Genomic DNA, 16,806 nt, shown 5'->3' with positions numbered 1-16,806 from the left:
GCGCTGAAGCGTGCCCCTTAATTCAAACGTTGAGTTTGTTAGCTCTATCGTATCTATTAATTTTTTATCAATAATAGGGTTCTCGTATGAAAGCAATCGCAGCATTTTTTCTCCTAATAGTTTTTTCGTTCAGTGCAATAGGCAGTGAACAGGCCGATAAAACGCTCGCTATCGAATACCTCAAAATCTCACGCTTTGAGCAAATCATCGATGCGACCTTGGAGACCTACAACCAGCAGTTACTCAAAAACCTTCCTGCGGCCGATAGAGAGAAGGCGGTAGCATTCATACGCGAAACCGCAGGCTGGGAAGCAATCAAAGATCAGTTAGCTGAACTTGTAATTAGCACGTATACAAGAGCGGAATTAAAAGCTGCCATAACATTTATGAAAACTCCCCTTGGTGCTTCATTCACCGTCAAGAGTGATGCGTTCTCCGCCCAGTTCGCAACTTTGTTATCCAATAATTTTCAAAAATTTCTTCGTGATCACCCATTTCAGGCCAACGATTCAGTCAACCAGGACGTTGCTCAATGACGCCGCGCATTACTGGTTAGTGCAGATGGATTTCCTCTATGGGCCTAACCCATCACTGGCGACTGATGCAGGCTTTTTTAAGCTGAGGTAAACTGATATATCAATTAAAGTATCCATAATACTTATTATTCAAAATCAGGGAGATCAATAAATGAAGAAAGTTTCATTTGCAATATTTATGCTGGCTTCGGTTTCTTGTAACAATGTGATTGCATCACCAGCAGGTCCATTTAGAGTGATGGCATTCAATTCAAATGGAGAAAAGTTGCCTGAAAACGTTGATCTTTTCGGAACAGTTTTTAAAGAGTCACCTCTTGTTGCTCAGGACAAAACAGCAATCCCTAAATTAGTTAAATATCTATGTACTCAATATCCAGATGCAACAATCAAGATTGTCGATTTTAATACGCAAAATGAACTGGATGGCATTGGCCCCAGCAGCTGTAAATGATCCTATCACTTTGAGGCAGATCCAAATGACGGCTTGCAGAAATATGAGCCGTTTTTCTTTTCTCAATGCCAGATGGCTATTCAGATTTCACTAGCCTCATAAAGTTTGTAGTTTATTTAAACTGCTGGCCTGTAAATTCCAAATCTCAGCGAACAGGCCACCATTTGCCCGCAACACTTCTGGTGGACCGTCTTCAACAATCTTCCCGTTTTTCAAAACGATGATCCTGTCGAATGAGGAAAGGGTGGAAAGTCGATGCGCGATGGCGACAACGGTTCGCCCTTGCATCAGGGAAGCTAGCGCTGACTGGATTTCTTTTTCAGATTTGGAGTCCAGCGCAGAAGTCGCTTCATCAAGTATCAAAATGGGGGCATCTTTCACAAAGGCCCTCGCGATGCCCAGGCGCTGCCTTTGCCCTCCTGACAAGCGAATGCCTTTTTCACCCACGATTGTACTGTAGCCTTTGGGCAGGCCGCGGATGAATTCATCACAATAGGCATTACGCGCTGCGGTATACACTTCTTCTTTGGAGGCGTCCGGGCGGCCATAGCGAATGTTTTCGTATACCGAGCGATGGAACAGGGCAATGTCTTGCGGGACGACCGCTATTTTTGAGCGCAAACTGTCTTGAGAAACTAGATTTATCGGCTGGTAGTCAATCAGTATCTGGCCTTCTTGGATATCATCCAGGCGTTGCATCAGGCTGATGAGGGTCGATTTTCCTGCGCCGGAAGCGCCTACCAGCCCGACGCGCTCACCAGGCCTGATTTCAAAGGTGAGGTTGTCAAACACTTTATGACCATCCGGATAGGTATAAGACACATTGTGAAACTGGATGCCGCCACTATCGACATTGAGTTGGGCGTATTCGTCCGGATCTTTTACTGAATGTGGCTGGGCAATCACTTTTAGCGTTTCATTGATAATGCCGAATTGCTGGGCGGTTCCGACCAGGGCAAGAGCCAGGTCTCTTGAGCCATGCAATATCCTGAATGTAAGCGTGCTGACGATGACTACATCACCGGTACTGATGCTGCTCGCGCGCCAGAGCAGGATAGACCAGACCAGCATGCCAGCGCCCGTGACTACCAGGCACATATCATGAATCACGCGCGCGAGTTCTACATACATCCAGCTTCGCCGGTGGGCTTTGGCTTCCCGGTTCAGCTCCCGTGCCAGCCTGTTTTTTTCGCGATGACGGGCGGAAAATGCTTTCACTGTCCATACATTACTCACGACATCGATCATTTTGCCGCTGGCATCGGAAGATCGTCTGGCGTAATTGTTATGTAACCTGCGGCCGCGGATGCCGAACAGGATGAGCAAGCTGGCGACAAATAAGACAGAAAACATCAGGCCCACACTCATTTGCCAGCGGATGGTGGTCAACACGATGATGGCACCGAGGAAATCAGTGATGGGAGGCAGGATGCGCCAGAACAGGGTGGCGAATATTTCACCGGTGGCAGAGGCGGTAGTCGTGATGCGATTGCCCAGCGCGCCAGAAAAATGCTGGTTGAAATAACGCATCGAATGGCCGGTCAGATGCTCGAATAAGTCCAGCCTGATATCCACCCCGCTGGCGACGATGGCCCGTGAGCCTTGCCAGCCGCCCAGGCGCCATAACAGGTTTTCGAGTGTGATCAGTACCAGGAAAAGAATTAACGGCGCCCAGACCTGGGCGCTTGCCCTGGCTGCGCTATCCATCGCATCCACCAGCAGCTTCATCGCATATTGCACGCCCACTGCCGAACTGGCGGCGCCCATGATAATGACGAACACTGAGCCAAACATCCAGGGGCGGTGCTTGATATATAAAAACAGAAACGGAACCGCAGTTTGGGGGAGTTGAATTTTTTTCACGTTTACCAATCAACCAAAGTGGCTTTTTAATCAAAGTGGCTTTTTGCGCAGTGTAAATACAACGGCTCTGATAGTGAAGAGCCTTTATTTCTGATGACAATTGGTATCGCAGGTTCCTTGAAGGATTAAACCTTGCAGTTGAAGTATTGATTTTTACTCAAATAGCTACGCCTTCTTGCCGAGAACATCGTCTACCCGCACCTATTTCGCAGGCCTTCGGGAATCATCCTGGATTTTGGGAATCAAGTGATGTAAGTATCTGATATATAAATAAGGACATTCACTATGAGCTTTGATGATAAAACTATCGAAGAATTACTCAATGCGGCGAATGCTGGTCTTGGGTTCACCTTAAACGTCAATGGCATTCCGGCCAAACACCTTTTAGAGATCACTAATGCTGCCGCCCAGAGTGGCGCGCAAATCACGCTGATTGATGAAGCCCAGAAGCTCGCTAAAGAATCCAGCTAGACCTCAGCCTAAAATTCCGCTGTTTCAGGATTTCTAGCTAGCTTTTTCGCAAGCTAATCGCAAAGCTTATTCACTTGCAGTTCCAAACTGCACTCATATCTAACGACTAATTTCCAACATCGGACTTGTAAGGTTTCTCCTACATATAACAAAGCAATTGTCCGATGATTAAAAAAACCATCATCCATTATCCTTTTTTGACCAGTCCATAAAACACTTCCTTGAATATACATGGGTGAAAATATGGCTAGCAAATGTTTAATAACTGGATTTGGAGGTTGCTTTGACGATTAAGGAAAACGCCGGGAATGATAGCCCTATCGAAAGTAGTCTGAATCCGGACATTTCGGTTTCTATTGATACTGAAGACGATAATGTTGATAAAGACTCTGCAGATTACGAAGCAGACCCTAGCGAGCCGGACACCATTGACCCGGATATTATTAATTCCTCGACCAAGGGTAGGAATATAGAGCCGATTGTGCCTGATCCTTCGCTATCTGAAAGTCTCGAGCCGGATGAAGAACCTGATGCAGAAGAAATTGATCCCGACAGAATCAATATTGGTACCAGCAACCCTAATGTTGGCTTCTGATTCGCCCTGTTGTTAGCAATTCAACTTTACAACATGAATCCACCAGGACTCATAAATACATTTAGCCACTGTGATTACTAATCACGATGCAGCGCTCAAATAAATTTAAGAGTTATCCGGCAATCTGCTTATTTGAGGACTGAGAATGGCTGAATTCGACCCACACAGACGTAATTTCATCAGGAATACTGCAGCTTCAAGCGGCGCGATAGCGATAGCAAAAATTGCGACAGAGGCTGAAGCGAAAACAGTGATCCCGCCCTCACAGACGCCAGAGCCTTCCAAAGTAAATGTGTTGTTGCGTGTCAATGGGAATGAGCACCAGTTGATGGTTGATTCTCGCACGACGTTACTTGACGCATTACGGGAGCGCTTGCATCTTACCGGGACCAAAAAAGGATGTGATCAAGGCCAGTGTGGTGCTTGTACGGTGATTGTAGATGGGCGACGCATCACTTCCTGTCTTACGCTGGCAGTCATGCAAGAAGGGCACGACATCACCACTATTGAAGGTATAGGTACCCCCAATAATCTCCATCCCATGCAGACTGCTTTCATCAAGCATGATGGCTATCAATGCGGGTTTTGTACGCCTGGTCAGATCTGCTCGGCTGTCGCCATGCTGGATGAAGCGAAAGCGGGTATCCCAAGTCATGTGACTGCCGACCTGACACGCCCGATCAAGATGAGTACCGATGAGTTCAGAGAGCGTATGAGTGGCAATTTGTGCCGCTGCGGCGCCTACTCGAATATCCAGGAAGCTATTACAGAAGTGGCCGGGAAAATCCTATGAAAGCATTCACTTACGAGCGGGCAAATTTACCTGTGCAGGCGGCATCAATAGCGGCACGTATCAAGAATTCAAAATTTATTGCAGGTGGCAGCAATCTGCTGGATTTGATGAAACTCCAGGTAGAAACCCCCGGCCATTTAATCGATATCAATGACCTTGGTTTAGACAAGGTTGAACCCACTAAAGAAGGCGGATTAAGGATAGGTGCTTTAGTGCGCAATACAGATCTTGCCGCTAATCAATTGGTCAGGCGCGATTACGCAGTCCTTTCCAGAGCCTTGCTTGCCGGTGCTTCTGGTCAGATCAGAAATCAAGCGACAACAGCAGGCAATTTATTGCAACGTACACGATGTCCATATTTTTACGATACCAATATGTCGTGTAACAAGAGGGAACCCGGAGCTGGTTGTGCGGCACTTGGGGGTTACAGCCGCCATCATGCAATTGTAGGTGTGAGTGATCAGTGCATTGCCACTCATCCCAGCGACATGGCGGTTGCAATGAGGGTGCTGGATGCAACGATAGAAACAGTTTGTGCAAACGGAACACCCAGAACGATACCGATCGCTGAATTACACAGGCTTCCTGGTAATACACCGCATATTGAACATTCACTTGAATATGGGGAGTTAATCACAGCAGTGACACTTCCTCCACCTATCGGGGGCACCCATATTTATAGAAAAGTAAGAGACCGCTCCTCCTATGCCTTCGCACTGGTATCAGTTGCAGCCATTATCCAAAGAGATGGATCCGGCAGAATTGCATTAGGAGGGGTGGCACATAAACCTTGGCGATTTGAGGAGGCTGAACGTGGATTACGTAACGGTTCCAAGGCAATTACGAGTAAGTTGTTGGCAGATGCACGTACCACTCATGACAATGCGTTTAAAGTGAGCCTGGTTGAACGTACGATTGCCTCAGTGGTAAATGAAGCGAAGGGAAGCGCATGAAGTTCGATACCCCCGCTACAAACAATCCTATAGACCAACTAAAAGTTATAGGTCAGCCGATTTCCCGGATTGATGGTCCGCTTAAAACTACAGGAACGGCACCTTATGCATACGACCGGAATGACGTAGTCGCTAATCAAGCCTATGGATATATTCTAGGGGCAGGTATTGCAAAAGGCAGAATTACTTCTTTTAATCTGTCTGCGGCCAAAGCTTATCCCGGCGTGATTACAATCGTCACCCACCAAAATGCAGGCAAGTTAAGTAAGGGTAAATACAATACCGCCTTCTTGCTAGGTGGGCCGGAAATACAGCATTATCATCAGGCGATTGCTATTGTAGTAGCTGAAACCTTTGAGCAGGCACGCGCTGCAGCTCATCTCATCCAAGTCAAATATGAGCGTACTAAAGGCTATTATGACCTGGACTCACAAAGATCCAAGAGCATTCCCAAAGATGATATGGGCATGCCTGGAGATAGCGCCGTCGGTAATTTTGATGCCGCTTTTTTAGCATCGTCCATAAAAATGGATGCTACTTATTCCACGTCACATGAGTCTCATTCGATGATGGAACCTCATGCAACAATTGCCGCCTGGGATGGTGGCCAGTTGACGCTATGGACTTCTAATCAGATGATTGATTGGGCTGTTGGTGATATGGCAAAGACCCTTGGAATCCCAAAGGAAAAAGTACGGGTTATATCTCCTTATATAGGTGGCGGATTTGGTGGCAAGCTATTTTTGCGTTCCGATGCATTAATGGCTGCCCTCGCCTCTAAAGCAGCGCAACGTCCTGTTAAAGTAACTTTACAGCGCGCTTTAATCCCTAATAATACAACCCACCGTTCTGCCACCATTCAGCGAATACGAATAGGCGCTGAGAAAGATGGATTGATCACTGCTATCGGCCATGAAAGCTGGTCTGGCAATTTGCCGGATGGCGGTCCTGAAGCCGGCGCATTCCAGACTCGCTCACTTTATGCGGGGGCCAACCGGATGACGTCTAACCGGTTGTCTAATCTGGACTTACCGGAAGCCAATGCCATGCGTGCGCCGAATGAGGCTTCAGGATTAGCTGCCCTTGAAGTTGCAATGGATGAAATGGCAGAGAAACTAGGCATGGATCCTATAGAGTTCCGTATCAAGAATGACACTCAGGTTGTTCCAGACTCACCCTCGAAATCAGAACCTGCAAAATTAAAATCAAAAAAATCGGAAGACAAGGAGCAACATCCTCCTTTCTCCCTACGTCAACTTGTGAAGTGTTTTCAAGTAGGGTCCGAGCACTTCGGCTGGAACAAGCGAAAAGCCAAGCCTGGCGAACGGCGCGAGGGTCGCTGGCTAATCGGTTTGGGAGTGGCCTCCGCCTATCGGGATAACGTAGTCACGAAATCAGCTGCACGGGTACGTCTGGATAAGCGTGGCTATCTGACGGTTGAAACAGATATGACAGATATAGGTACCGGCAGCTACACAATTATTGCCCAAACAGCGGCGGAAATGATGGGTGTTCCATTAGCAAAGGTCAACGTCAGGCTGGGGGACTCCAACTTCCCGGTTTCTTCCGGTTCAGGTGGTCAGTGGGGCGGTAACAGCTCTACGTCAGGTGTTTACGCCGCTTGTGTCAAATTAAGGGAGGCCATTGCGCAAAAAGCAAACTTCCCCATCGGCGATGCGGTGTTTGCTGACGAGAAAATCAGTAATAAATCACAGAGCCTCACACTAGCGGAATTGGCTGGAAACCAGGGTATCGCCGCAGAAGATATGATTGAATTTTCCGGTCTTGATAAAAAGTACAAACAGTCAACGTTTGGCGCACATTTTGTAGAGGTGGCGGTGGATGCTTACACTGGCGAAACCCGCATACGGCGTATGCTTGCCGTGTGCGCAGCCGGGCGCATTCTTAATCCAAAAACTGCACATAGCCAGGTCATAGGCGCGATGACCATGGGAGTGGGGGCAGCATTAATGGAGTCTCTCGAAGTGGATAAGCGCTATGGTTATTTCGTTAATCATGACCTTGCCGGTTATGAGATCCCCGTACATGCAGACATTCCTCATCAGGAAGTGATTTTCCTTGAAGAGACTGATCCTGTCTCATCCCCTATGAAAGCCAAAGGTGTTGGAGAGCTTGGTATCTGTGGGGTGGCTGCTGCAGTGTCGAATGCTGTTTACAATGCGACTGGCGTCAGAGTCCGTGACTATCCTGTGACGCTGGATAAGCTCATAGGAAAAATGCCGATCAGGGTTTGATAGCAACTGCCTGGGATAAGATTGGTGATCATGGTAAATCTCCGACCAGGTACGCCAATCTAAGATTTCCAGTTTCATTTCGCGCAGCTGATTTCACTATCCGCCACACTCGCTAACTCACAGTTCCAAATCCTAGTCATGGTCGCACCTCTCAAGACATAGCCTCCTGATACTAAGGTGATGTGAATGCGAGCGTTGGACGATATATAAAACCCTACATAAAACTTCTAATCGAAGTTAGTATGCTGATAATAGATTGCCTGGAGTATTGTTTTTTGTCTGCTTGTTTTAGCCGTTATCAGTTGATCACGTTATCAAGGAGTGGAAGATGAATGATGTTGCAGATGTAATTGAAACCTTTCATGGTGGCTGTCCTCATGATTGTCCCGATACCTGTTCCATGCAGTTTCATGTCAAAAACGGGGAGTTGATGTCAGTTTCAGGCAACCCCGATCATCCGATGACGCGTGGCGGGTTATGCGTAAAATTGAAGGATTACGAAAAGCGGCATTATCATCCCAACCGTCTTCTGTACCCGATGAAACGGGTAGGGCCAAAAGGAAGTAAACAATTTCAGCAGATCACCTGGGATGAAGCGCTGGATACCATAGTTGACCGATGGCAAGCGCTGATTAAAGAAGATGGTCCCCGCTCAATACTACCTGTGAGTTATTTAGGCAATCAGGGGCTGGTACATGGGCTCAACGGCGGGGATGCATTTTTCAACCGACTGGGTGCCACTGTATGCGAAAGGACTTTTTGTGGTGAAGGCTCCTGTACAGCCTGGTTACTCACCGTAGGGCCCACAGCTGGCGTAGACCCCGAAAGTTTTATACATGCAAATTTCATTGTGATTTGGGCATGTAACTCTGTTTCAACCAATCTACATCACTGGCACATCATTAAAGAGGCGCAAAAAAGAGGCGCGAAGATCGTGGTGGTGGATTCTTTCGCTTCCAAAACGGCGAAAGAAGCGGATTGGCATATTGCACCCAAGCCGGGTACCGATGGCGCTCTGGCAATGGCCATGATGAACGTGATCATTGAAGAAGATCTGGTCGATCATGATTACGTCGAAAGATATACGGTCGGGTATGCAGAGCTGGCGGAAAGGGCTAAAACCTGTACCCCGGAATGGGCTGCTGAAATAACCGGTATCCCCGCCGACGAGATCAGGTTGTTCGCGCGTGAATATGCTTCAACGCCACCGGCAGCTATCCGCATAGGCGTGGCTTTGGAGCGAAGTTATGGTGGCAGTCAGGCGATACGCGCAGTCACTTCTTTGCCTGCACTGATCGGTGCCTGGCGACATGTGGGGGGAGGGGCGCTGCAATTCCCGGTCTGGGAGCATCCTTACCGGTTTGACGTGATTTGCAGGCCCGACCTGATTCCCGAAGGTACGCCGGTGGTGAACATCTTGCAATTAGGCAGAGCCCTGCTGGGCGAAACGCCTCTGGAAACCCCCATTAAATCCATCATGGTGTGGAACACGAATCCTGTCACACAATCCCCTGAAACTGACAAAGTGATCGAAGGCTTGCAGCGGGAAGACCTGTTTACCATCGTCGCCGATCATTTCATCTCGGATACTGCTTCTTATGCAGATATTATTTTGCCGGCAGCCATGGGCGCGGAGCAGGAAGATATGATCTTATCCTGGGGCCATTTGTATCTCACGTATAACACCAAATGCATAGAGCCTCCCGGAGAGGCTTTACCAAACAATGAGATATTCCGCCGCTTGGCAAAACGTCTGGGATTTGAAGAAGACAATTTCAAATGGAGTGACGGCGAGTGCCTGGAGAACTATGTCGACTGGAGTTCACCTGCCTGCAAGGGGATAGATCTCAACTATATGCGTGAGCATGGATTTGCAAGGTTGAATGTAGGGACTAAAGATGACCGTGCGCCTCATAGGCAAGGTAATTTCCCTACCCCTACCGGTAAATGCATGTTCATGGTCGAAGGTGCGAAGAACTTTGTCGCAGGTCCTTTCAGGCAGATGTACGAGGGTTTTCAACCTGGAGAAGATCTGGATCCATTACCGGCATATGTCGCCAGCCGTGAATCAGCAGATACCAATGCTATGCTGGCAGCCAGATTCCCTTTGAACATCATTTCCCCGAAAAGTCATGGCTTCATCAATTCTTCATATGCGAATATGGAGTCTAAAATCCGTGTGCAGGGAGAGCAATACCTGATGATCAACCCGGTCGATGCATTAGCTAGAGACGTTCAGGATGGCATGGTAGTAAAGGTGTTCAACGACAGGGGAGCTTTTGAAGGCCTGGCACGTGTCACTACGGACGTAAATCCTGGCATAGTGGTGGCGACTTTGGGCTATTGGCGGCAACTCAACAATGGTACTGTTAACTGTATCAGTTCCGCTGAGTATGGCGACATGGGGCATTCAAATACGTTTAGCGATAACCTGGTTGAAGTCGCACTGGTTTGAGCAATAGCAGCTTAACGTTCAAGTGGCTAGTCCTCTGCTCCACTCACAAAAGCACCAACATCTGTAGAAGACTCAAGGTTAACGACCTTGAGTCTTTTGTCTACCAAGGCGGCAGTCATTAGAAAGTAAAAATTTTGTGTATCCGAGTATTAAAACTAAAACCACCCGAAGGTGGTTTTGGTAGCAGTTCGTGAGTAATAACTTACGTTAAACGCGATCCAGTTATGGAGTGGCCCAGTCAGCCTGGAATCGACGGGTGTCATCATCATTCCTTGATTTGAGACCGATTAAAATCCCGCCATCGTTGACATCAGCTTCGTATTTTTTCAACGTATCTTCCGGGATGCCCCAGCCGATCAAAGCACCAACTAGACCGGCAGTCACGCCACCTGCGCCAGCACCTGCAATACCAGCTGCCAGAGGGCCAGCAATGACCAAGCCTAAGCCTGGTAAAACAATGGCAGTCCCAACAGCTGCAACTGCCGCCGCAATGGCACCTGCTGTAGCACCAAGCGCACCACCGATTGCCGCGCCTTCGGCCGCTTTACTTCCGACCTCAGTTTCCAGTGTGGCATTCTTGCCATAATAGCGCTCACGCGTTTCTTCGGACATGATGACATTGATTTCATTCGCACTGTAACCCGCTTCAGTCGCTGAACGATAAGCCTGTTCTGCGCTGTCTTGATCCTTAAATAAACCCGTCACTGTAGTCATATTCATCTCCAAATAGATTTTTATTAGAGCAGCCAGTGTATGGAGTGGAGTTGGTAGTGACGAGTGTGATTACGCTGATATGGATGTAGGAGAGTCGCATGTTTCGCGACTGACGCTATGTTGGCCTGTTTTAGATAGACAGATTTACAGATGGAAGTGTTTGAGTGTTGATACCGGATTCGCTATTGACTTAAAAAGAGCTGAGGCAAGAGAATTCCTACAAGGTTTATAGAAATCTTCCGATAATTGTTTATGCCAATTTTCGTTAGTCTGTAAGCGTTGGTAGCAAGTAAGCGCTTTCCTAGTGAGTACTACGCTGGTTATTGACATTCATGTCTGTCAAATACGCAGATGGTTTGATATTTGGAAGAAAAATAAGGAGAAGTTATGAATAAGCACACACTCACAATCGCAGCCCTTGCTTTGTTTTTAGCGGCTTGTAAAAGCACACCAACGAATCTATCTCATACAGCTAATCCGACCTCAAAACAGGAAGTCGCTGCAGAACATGCCGTTGGTGAGAAAGATGATGGCAGAGGATACAAAGTCTATGGCGCTTATCTTTCAAACCGCCAGATTTATTTTGACTATGATAAAGATACCCTTGATCCGAAATATAAAAACCTCATCGCAGTGCATGCGAAGTATTTATTGAATCATCCGCAAAGTAAGATCTCATTGCAAGGTCATTCAGATGAAAGAGGTAAAGCTGGTTATAACAAAGATCTGGGTTTACGTCGCGCAGTGGCAGTGAAAAATGCATTCAATGCCGAAGGTGTGAAAAATGCGCAACTTGAGACCATTAGTTATGGCAATGAATTTGCCAGCCAGGATTGCCCTGACGAGCATTGCCACAAAATTGATCGTCGTGTGGATATCAATTATGGCGTTAAATAGGGCTGATATTTGATGTGTATTTAGCACCAGATAGTCTTAGCACACGAATGACGGCTTGCAGAAATGCGAGCCGTTTTTCTTTTATTAATATTGACATTTAATATACTCGTCAGCCGCTTCCTACCAGAGAATGAGCATAATGCCGATGTATGATTTTTAAAAAGAAAGCTTTAATTGTTATCACTAAAGAATACTAATTTGACGATTAAACTACTATTTAAGGAAACATCATGAGCAGACTTTTAGTAACCCTTCTGATTTGCATATTTTCTGTCACGACTTTTTCAGCCAATGCTGCCAACAAAAGCAGATCAAATCTGAAAAAATCCCATATCACACCAATACAGAAGCAACAAAAGCCATCAGCTGATCATTCCAGCGACAAGCCTCTATCGAGCGAAAGCTACCAGATCCAGGCAAAAGACACATTACAGGCTAGTCCAGCTGACATGAGTCCGCCGAAACCAACTGATGTAAATTACACACCGATGCCTAGCCTGAATGACCGTAACCCCATCAGTAATTAACTGAACAGCGAAATTAGGTTTTGAATGTAGTGCGTCGGACTTAATAATCCGCTATTTTGGTGTTCGGCTGACAGGCCCACAATATGTATAAAGACTCAAGGTTGGCGCCTTGGGTCTTTTTTGTTTTGTAGGTTATATTAATGATCGCTATAACTTAACAATTTAATATTTATAAGAGCTCATCATTGAGCAATAAATCGTTATATAAATTAATAAGGGGTGTTTTTATGTCTGCAACTTCAACACGTTCTGCGCTGGTGATGGCTGTCGTGGCAATGATATTAATTCCATTAGTAGCGTCTTGGTTTGCTTATCCGTCCACGCATTTGCCGCCCGGCTTTGGGGTTTTCCCACCACAGTTTGTTGAAGACCCACCTGGATTTAATCTACTTGTCTTTATTGGGGTTGCCCTGCTCGAAGCAGCATTTGCTGTTTTTTTAATATTTCCGCAATGGTTTGGCTTTAAGCCGGTCGCCCCATCACCTAAGCCTGTACTGCGTGCCTTGCCGTGGTGGTTTTGGGCGGGGACGGTTGTCACACTGTTTTTCTGGTGGTTGATGTGGACACGCACGACACCGTTTGGTGATCTGGTGTATTACGCCTTTACTCCCATGTGGTGGGGGTTTATCTTTGTGCTTGATGGGCTGACATTCCGTTACTCCGGTGGCTACTCACTGTTTGCAAGTCGCCCCAAAACATTTTTGATCAGTGCAGTTGTATCGATTGGTGGCTGGTATTTCTTTGAATATTTCGATTATTTCGCCTTAGGTAACTGGTATTACCCGAATACAGATATCCCTGGTTTAAGTCATACCACGATTGTGTGGATATTTATTTTTGCCTACTCAACCGTATGGCCTGCCGTGTTTGAGTGGTATACCTTGCTGAATGCTTTTCCTAAAATCGCCGCGCGCTATTCTCAAGGTCCCAAGCTGGCTCTTCCGGCAAAGCCGATGTTATATCTGAGTTTTGTGCTGTTTGCCGCTGTGCCTTTCTGGCCATATCCTTTGTTCTGGGCAATGTGGATCGCACCCCTGATAGGCATTGCTGGCATATTGATGATGCGCGGCATCTGGACCCCGTTTACCGATGTTGCTAACGGAAACTGGAGCCCGGTCCTGCTGATGGCGCTCAGTTCATTGTTTAACGGATTTTTCTGGGAGGTTTGGAACTATGGCAGTGCGCATCCGACATTGCCTGTCACCAACCCGAATTACTGGCTTTACGATATTCCCTACGTGAATGTGATTCATCTTCATGCTGAAATGCCACTATTGGGGTTTGCAGGCTATTTGCCGTTTGGCGTGCTGGTATGGGTGGTGTTTATATGGGCGGGCAAGGTGTTTGGTTTTAATACCAATATTCTTAAAGAATAACTTGGACCCCGAGCGCTGTTAAAAAAAAAGAGACTGTTAAACAGTCTCTTTTTTTGTATTAGTGGGTTGATGGATGCAGCGTTTCATCAGACCCTGCATTGGCTGTTGGCTGATTATTTTTAACCGCAGCAACGACTTTACGAGCGATAGCAGAAAGAGCTAACAGGAGTAGAAATTTTCTCATTTTAAATCCTTTCAATCATTGAAATTTAAGGGTCTGCTTTTTGAACTCTCAGACAGTGGATATATTTAATACCACAGCCACTTTGAAACGTATCGGCCCTTATCTTATTTATGTGTAGGAGGGACCTTACCCCTTGTTCACTTTCAGCTTGCAGGTGGCAAGCAATGAGGCCATACGATTTTTCCTACAGGAATTTCAGCGTTACAGGTATACAACAGAAATCAGCATCAGGCCAATATTCGAACTATGGGTGTGACCAACCCACACTTAATTTTTGCAGTCAGGAGAAGAATATGGCCTTGAACAAATATACTAATGTGCACAGTGTGCATCATATCGATGAAAGTCGTCTTGACCCATTGAATCCCAACTCTATTGATCCTGCCAATACGGATCCATCTGACGATTCACGCGGATATGAAAAGGAGCCTTTGAGTACGGGTAATCTGGATAAAGCGCTGAATAAGCAAAATATCCAAAATATCGATGATAGAAACAAGAAGTTTCCAAACAATATCAGTAATCCCGATGCCGGAATCTAGGTTCTTTATAGGGGCGTAAATTTATATGACGAACACAAGATTTAAGCGTATTGCCACTGTCGTTTTTTATTTACTCGGGATGTTGGTTGCCGGTTTGATGCTGATCAGCTGGAATGAATCGGAAATTCCTCCTGCTGGTGAGCCATTGAGTGCAGCGGTCGAATCCATATCAGGATCAGAACAGGCAATGCCACTCCCTATCAATGACAGGGAGCCACAAAACTTTGCACAACCAACTGCCGAATCTAAATCTAGCCAATGACCTTCTAACCCAGACATGGTTACCCTATCTTGGCTCGCTATGGAAATAAAAGACTACCCGAAAGTCAGCTCCGTCCTACGCTTTTATGAGATTGTCACTGATAACTCAATGATGCCATTTACCATCTAATGTTCAGGCAGTTCAGAAAAGCTATCCACGACCAAACTTAAATCTTTTAGGGACACTATTATGAGCAAACTATTCATCGCATTATTATTCTCTGCCTTTGCAATAACAACTTACGCTGCAGACACAGATAAACAAACTGATGGCGCAGAACTTGGTACCAATGAAACGCCACAAGCCCAGGATCAAACTAAAAATAGCCGTAATACATCAACCAAGCCTGCAAAAAAACATAGTCATGTGAACAAAAAAGCTAAGCATAATCATCAAAAAGCCGACAGCGCTGAAGAAAATCCATTACAACCTACCGACTCTGAACCGGCACCTGGCGCTTCAACACGCTAGTAAAAAGGATTGCGTTTAGCAATCCTTTTTACTAATTAGTCATTCATAACGACTGTTCTTTGGTGATCCATCATATAATAAGCTATATGCAGTTAAAGTCAGCAGTAGTCATCCATGTCTCCCGGTAGTTTGCAAAGCACTTCCATAGATCCAAACCGTCGTTCCTGGCAAAAAAAATCTCGATTGGTAGATAGTACGGGCGGTGAATATATTGTTTTCACACACGATATTTCTCACACCGGGATGAGTCTTTTTGCCGACAAGCAATATAAATCCGGCCAAGTGTGCAATGTGAATGTCCCGGTATATGTGGGGTCGGCGCTTAAAAATTATCGTTTTAATTGCCGGGTTGTTTTCTCGTCACTATGTGGCCTGAGAGGGTTCAGAACAAATCTGGAGTTTCTGGAAGTGCCGCCGGAAAATAAAACGTTGATCCAGTCGGTGATGGCCCGATAGCACTCGGATTCAGCAAGAATTAAAGCCACAGGATTAAACAGAATTGTAGTCATATTCATAAAAAGACCCAAGGTGTACGCCTTGGGTTTTTTTCTTGGTGGTTAAAGTGCTGCTGGTGTCCATCGTATGCGTGATGATGAATGTTATCGACGGCTGTTTGGATTTCAGCTTTATTCCCATAGAATAGATAACTTGAGTGAAGCAGCTTGTGTTATAAAAACGCATAAAATAAATCTTAAAGAAGTCACTAGGGTTGGATTAATTGGGCTTGCTCCATAAGCGCCTACACAGGAGGTAATCATATGACATCGTTATACTCACCAGAGCACCGGGCATTGCAAGAAGAATTTGAAACCACCAAGCTTGCTGAATTGCTGGACAACGGCTGGATTCATGAAACCATTTCTGATGAAGAAAAAGCGTTTATCAGCACGCGTGATATGTTTTTCCTTTCCACTGTGGATAGAGACGGCATGCCGACTGTGTCGTACAAAGGCGGTGGTGTTGGGTTTGTTAAAGTGCTGGATGAAAGCACCCTGGTTTTCCCTGGCTTTGATGGTAATGGCATGTTTTATTCTGTCGGTAATATTGATGCGCAAGGTAAGGTCGGCCTGCTGTTTATCGATTTTGAAACGCCGCACAGGATTCGGGTGCAGGGCACGGCGAAGCTGGTGCGAGAGCACGCATTAATGGCGGAATATACCGAGGCTAAATACCTGATCATCGTGACGGTAAGCAAGATCTGGATTAACTGTCCGCGCTACATACACAAGTACAAAAAGATTGATCAGTCCAAATATGTGCCCGAGCCATGCAAGGTGACGCCGATTCCGACATGGAAACGACTGGATATTGTGCAGGACGCCATCACGCCTGAAGAAAAGGCGATCGCTGAAGCGCAGGGCCTGGTGGATCTGGAGGAGTATGAAGCCAAGGTGAAGCGTGGCGAAGGTTAAGTGCTCAATCTTTTGAGAACATCGCGAGCCCCAAGGTTAATGCCTTGGG

The 16,806-nt window shown here is 46.4% G+C and carries 19 protein-coding genes; 15 read left to right on the top strand and 4 right to left on the bottom strand.

Translation table 11 applies throughout. From position 1 onward, the window contains the following. The first annotated feature begins 86 nt into the window (after window positions 1-86). Window positions 87-536, top strand: coding sequence for a DUF2059 domain-containing protein (locus ACFQ2T_RS06470; protein ID WP_379032079.1), 450 nt, complete (start codon window positions 87-89; stop codon window positions 534-536). A gap of 151 nt (window positions 537-687) precedes the next feature. Beyond that, the gene (locus ACFQ2T_RS06465; RefSeq protein ID WP_379032077.1) at window positions 688-987 is read left to right on the top strand and encodes a hypothetical protein; all 300 of its coding nucleotides are present in this window, start codon (window positions 688-690) and stop codon (window positions 985-987) included. Between the two features lie 96 nt (window positions 988-1,083). Here the strand turns inward: ACFQ2T_RS06465 and ACFQ2T_RS06460 are convergent, their stop codons facing one another. Then, window positions 1,084-2,850, bottom strand: coding sequence for an ABC transporter ATP-binding protein (locus ACFQ2T_RS06460; protein ID WP_379032074.1), 1,767 nt, complete (start codon window positions 2,848-2,850; stop codon window positions 1,084-1,086). A 285-nt stretch (window positions 2,851-3,135) separates the two neighbouring features. On the opposite strand from ACFQ2T_RS06460, the gene ACFQ2T_RS06455 reads away from it, so the two are divergent. The 6 genes from ACFQ2T_RS06455 to ACFQ2T_RS06430 all read left to right on the top strand — a co-directional run bounded on the left by ACFQ2T_RS06455 (window position 3,136) and on the right by ACFQ2T_RS06430 (window position 10,372). Beyond that, window positions 3,136-3,321, top strand: coding sequence for a hypothetical protein (locus tag ACFQ2T_RS06455; protein ID WP_379032072.1), 186 nt, complete (start codon window positions 3,136-3,138; stop codon window positions 3,319-3,321). A 283-nt stretch (window positions 3,322-3,604) separates the two neighbouring features. After that, complete coding sequence (locus tag ACFQ2T_RS06450) at window positions 3,605-3,916, top strand: hypothetical protein (RefSeq protein ID WP_379032069.1); 312 nt, start codon at window positions 3,605-3,607, stop codon at window positions 3,914-3,916. Between the two features lie 145 nt (window positions 3,917-4,061). Next, window positions 4,062-4,709: an aldehyde dehydrogenase iron-sulfur subunit PaoA gene (gene paoA, locus ACFQ2T_RS06445; protein ID WP_379032066.1), complete on the top strand. Its 648-nt coding sequence runs from the start codon at window positions 4,062-4,064 to the stop codon at window positions 4,707-4,709. Beyond that, window positions 4,706-5,662 carry an FAD binding domain-containing protein gene (locus ACFQ2T_RS06440; protein ID WP_379032064.1) on the top strand — a complete coding sequence of 319 codons (957 nt, stop codon included), beginning with the start codon at window positions 4,706-4,708 and terminating at the stop codon, window positions 5,660-5,662. Before paoA ends, ACFQ2T_RS06440 begins: the two co-directional genes overlap by 4 nt. Then, the gene (gene paoC / locus ACFQ2T_RS06435) at window positions 5,659-7,917 is read left to right on the top strand and encodes an aldehyde oxidoreductase molybdenum-binding subunit PaoC (RefSeq protein WP_379032061.1); all 2,259 of its coding nucleotides are present in this window, start codon (window positions 5,659-5,661) and stop codon (window positions 7,915-7,917) included. Before ACFQ2T_RS06440 ends, paoC begins: the two co-directional genes overlap by 4 nt. Window positions 7,918-8,245: 328 nt before the next feature. After that, the gene (locus tag ACFQ2T_RS06430; protein ID WP_379032058.1) at window positions 8,246-10,372 is read left to right on the top strand and encodes a molybdopterin-containing oxidoreductase family protein; all 2,127 of its coding nucleotides are present in this window, start codon (window positions 8,246-8,248) and stop codon (window positions 10,370-10,372) included. A gap of 222 nt (window positions 10,373-10,594) precedes the next feature. Here ACFQ2T_RS06430 and ACFQ2T_RS06425 read toward each other — a convergent pair whose 3' ends face one another. Beyond that, window positions 10,595-11,086, bottom strand: a complete 492-nt coding sequence (locus ACFQ2T_RS06425) for a hypothetical protein (RefSeq protein WP_379032055.1) — start codon at window positions 11,084-11,086, stop codon at window positions 10,595-10,597. Window positions 11,087-11,473: 387 nt separating this feature from the next. Here ACFQ2T_RS06425 and ACFQ2T_RS06420 point away from each other — a divergent pair, with 387 nt between their 5' ends. The 3 genes from ACFQ2T_RS06420 (at window position 11,474) to ACFQ2T_RS06410 (ending at window position 13,886) form a co-directional block, all read left to right on the top strand. After that, window positions 11,474-11,983, top strand: a complete 510-nt coding sequence (locus ACFQ2T_RS06420; protein ID WP_379032052.1) for an OmpA family protein — start codon at window positions 11,474-11,476, stop codon at window positions 11,981-11,983. Between the two features lie 230 nt (window positions 11,984-12,213). After that, window positions 12,214-12,510: a hypothetical protein gene (locus ACFQ2T_RS06415; protein ID WP_379032049.1), complete on the top strand. Its 297-nt coding sequence runs from the start codon at window positions 12,214-12,216 to the stop codon at window positions 12,508-12,510. Between the two features lie 227 nt (window positions 12,511-12,737). Then, entirely contained in the window at window positions 12,738-13,886 is a 1,149-nt protein-coding gene (locus ACFQ2T_RS06410) for a mechanosensitive ion channel protein MscS (protein WP_379032046.1), read from the top strand. A gap of 58 nt (window positions 13,887-13,944) precedes the next feature. On the opposite strand, the gene ACFQ2T_RS06405 is transcribed toward ACFQ2T_RS06410, so the two are convergent. Further along, entirely contained in the window at window positions 13,945-14,070 is a 126-nt protein-coding gene (locus tag ACFQ2T_RS06405; RefSeq protein WP_379032043.1) for a hypothetical protein, read from the bottom strand. Window positions 14,071-14,363: 293 nt separating this feature from the next. On the opposite strand from ACFQ2T_RS06405, the gene ACFQ2T_RS06400 reads away from it, so the two are divergent. Further along, a complete protein-coding gene (locus ACFQ2T_RS06400; RefSeq protein WP_379032041.1) occupies window positions 14,364-14,612 on the top strand; it encodes a hypothetical protein in 249 nt (82 codons plus the stop codon). Window positions 14,613-14,678: 66 nt separating this feature from the next. Here ACFQ2T_RS06400 and ACFQ2T_RS06395 read toward each other — a convergent pair whose 3' ends face one another. Then, complete coding sequence (locus tag ACFQ2T_RS06395; RefSeq protein WP_379032039.1) at window positions 14,679-14,891, bottom strand: hypothetical protein; 213 nt, start codon at window positions 14,889-14,891, stop codon at window positions 14,679-14,681. A 172-nt stretch (window positions 14,892-15,063) separates the two neighbouring features. Between ACFQ2T_RS06395 and ACFQ2T_RS06390 the strand changes: the two genes are divergently transcribed. From ACFQ2T_RS06390 to ACFQ2T_RS06380, 3 genes are all read left to right on the top strand, one after another. After that, window positions 15,064-15,345, top strand: a complete 282-nt coding sequence (locus ACFQ2T_RS06390) for a hypothetical protein (protein WP_379032036.1) — start codon at window positions 15,064-15,066, stop codon at window positions 15,343-15,345. Between the two features lie 114 nt (window positions 15,346-15,459). Continuing rightward, window positions 15,460-15,801 carry a PilZ domain-containing protein gene (locus ACFQ2T_RS06385; protein ID WP_379032033.1) on the top strand — a complete coding sequence of 114 codons (342 nt, stop codon included), beginning with the start codon at window positions 15,460-15,462 and terminating at the stop codon, window positions 15,799-15,801. 302 nt (window positions 15,802-16,103) lie between these two features. Next, window positions 16,104-16,757, top strand: coding sequence for a pyridoxamine 5'-phosphate oxidase family protein (locus tag ACFQ2T_RS06380; protein WP_379032030.1), 654 nt, complete (start codon window positions 16,104-16,106; stop codon window positions 16,755-16,757). Window positions 16,758-16,806: the final 49 nt, after the last annotated feature.

It is taken from the genome of Methylophilus flavus, assembly GCF_042678905.1.
In the GTDB taxonomy this organism is placed as follows: Bacteria; Pseudomonadota; Gammaproteobacteria; order Burkholderiales; family Methylophilaceae; genus Methylophilus; species Methylophilus flavus.
This window is presented reverse-complemented; position numbering and strand designations above follow the sequence as displayed.

Excerpts from the sequence above, each read along its gene's own strand:
- paoA (WP_379032066.1), top strand. The coding sequence starts at position 4,062 with ATGGCTGAATTCGACCCACACAGACGTAATTTCATCAGGAATACTGCA.
- ACFQ2T_RS06395 (WP_379032039.1), bottom strand. The coding sequence starts at position 14,891 with ATGTCTGGGTTAGAAGGTCATTGGCTAGATTTAGATTCGGCAGTTGGT.
- ACFQ2T_RS06470 (WP_379032079.1), top strand. The coding sequence starts at position 87 with ATGAAAGCAATCGCAGCATTTTTTCTCCTAATAGTTTTTTCGTTCAGT.
- ACFQ2T_RS06400 (WP_379032041.1), top strand. The coding sequence starts at position 14,364 with ATGGCCTTGAACAAATATACTAATGTGCACAGTGTGCATCATATCGAT.
- ACFQ2T_RS06410 (WP_379032046.1), top strand. The coding sequence starts at position 12,738 with ATGTCTGCAACTTCAACACGTTCTGCGCTGGTGATGGCTGTCGTGGCA.
- ACFQ2T_RS06455 (WP_379032072.1), top strand. The coding sequence starts at position 3,136 with ATGAGCTTTGATGATAAAACTATCGAAGAATTACTCAATGCGGCGAAT.
- ACFQ2T_RS06465 (WP_379032077.1), top strand. The coding sequence starts at position 688 with ATGAAGAAAGTTTCATTTGCAATATTTATGCTGGCTTCGGTTTCTTGT.
- ACFQ2T_RS06425 (WP_379032055.1), bottom strand. The coding sequence starts at position 11,086 with ATGACTACAGTGACGGGTTTATTTAAGGATCAAGACAGCGCAGAACAG.
- paoC (WP_379032061.1), top strand. The coding sequence starts at position 5,659 with ATGAAGTTCGATACCCCCGCTACAAACAATCCTATAGACCAACTAAAA.
- ACFQ2T_RS06385 (WP_379032033.1), top strand. The coding sequence starts at position 15,460 with ATGTCTCCCGGTAGTTTGCAAAGCACTTCCATAGATCCAAACCGTCGT.
- ACFQ2T_RS06430 (WP_379032058.1), top strand. The coding sequence starts at position 8,246 with ATGAATGATGTTGCAGATGTAATTGAAACCTTTCATGGTGGCTGTCCT.
- ACFQ2T_RS06380 (WP_379032030.1), top strand. The coding sequence starts at position 16,104 with ATGACATCGTTATACTCACCAGAGCACCGGGCATTGCAAGAAGAATTT.
- ACFQ2T_RS06440 (WP_379032064.1), top strand. The coding sequence starts at position 4,706 with ATGAAAGCATTCACTTACGAGCGGGCAAATTTACCTGTGCAGGCGGCA.
- ACFQ2T_RS06405 (WP_379032043.1), bottom strand. The coding sequence starts at position 14,070 with ATGAGAAAATTTCTACTCCTGTTAGCTCTTTCTGCTATCGCTCGTAAA.
- ACFQ2T_RS06390 (WP_379032036.1), top strand. The coding sequence starts at position 15,064 with ATGAGCAAACTATTCATCGCATTATTATTCTCTGCCTTTGCAATAACA.
- ACFQ2T_RS06420 (WP_379032052.1), top strand. The coding sequence starts at position 11,474 with ATGAATAAGCACACACTCACAATCGCAGCCCTTGCTTTGTTTTTAGCG.
- ACFQ2T_RS06415 (WP_379032049.1), top strand. The coding sequence starts at position 12,214 with ATGAGCAGACTTTTAGTAACCCTTCTGATTTGCATATTTTCTGTCACG.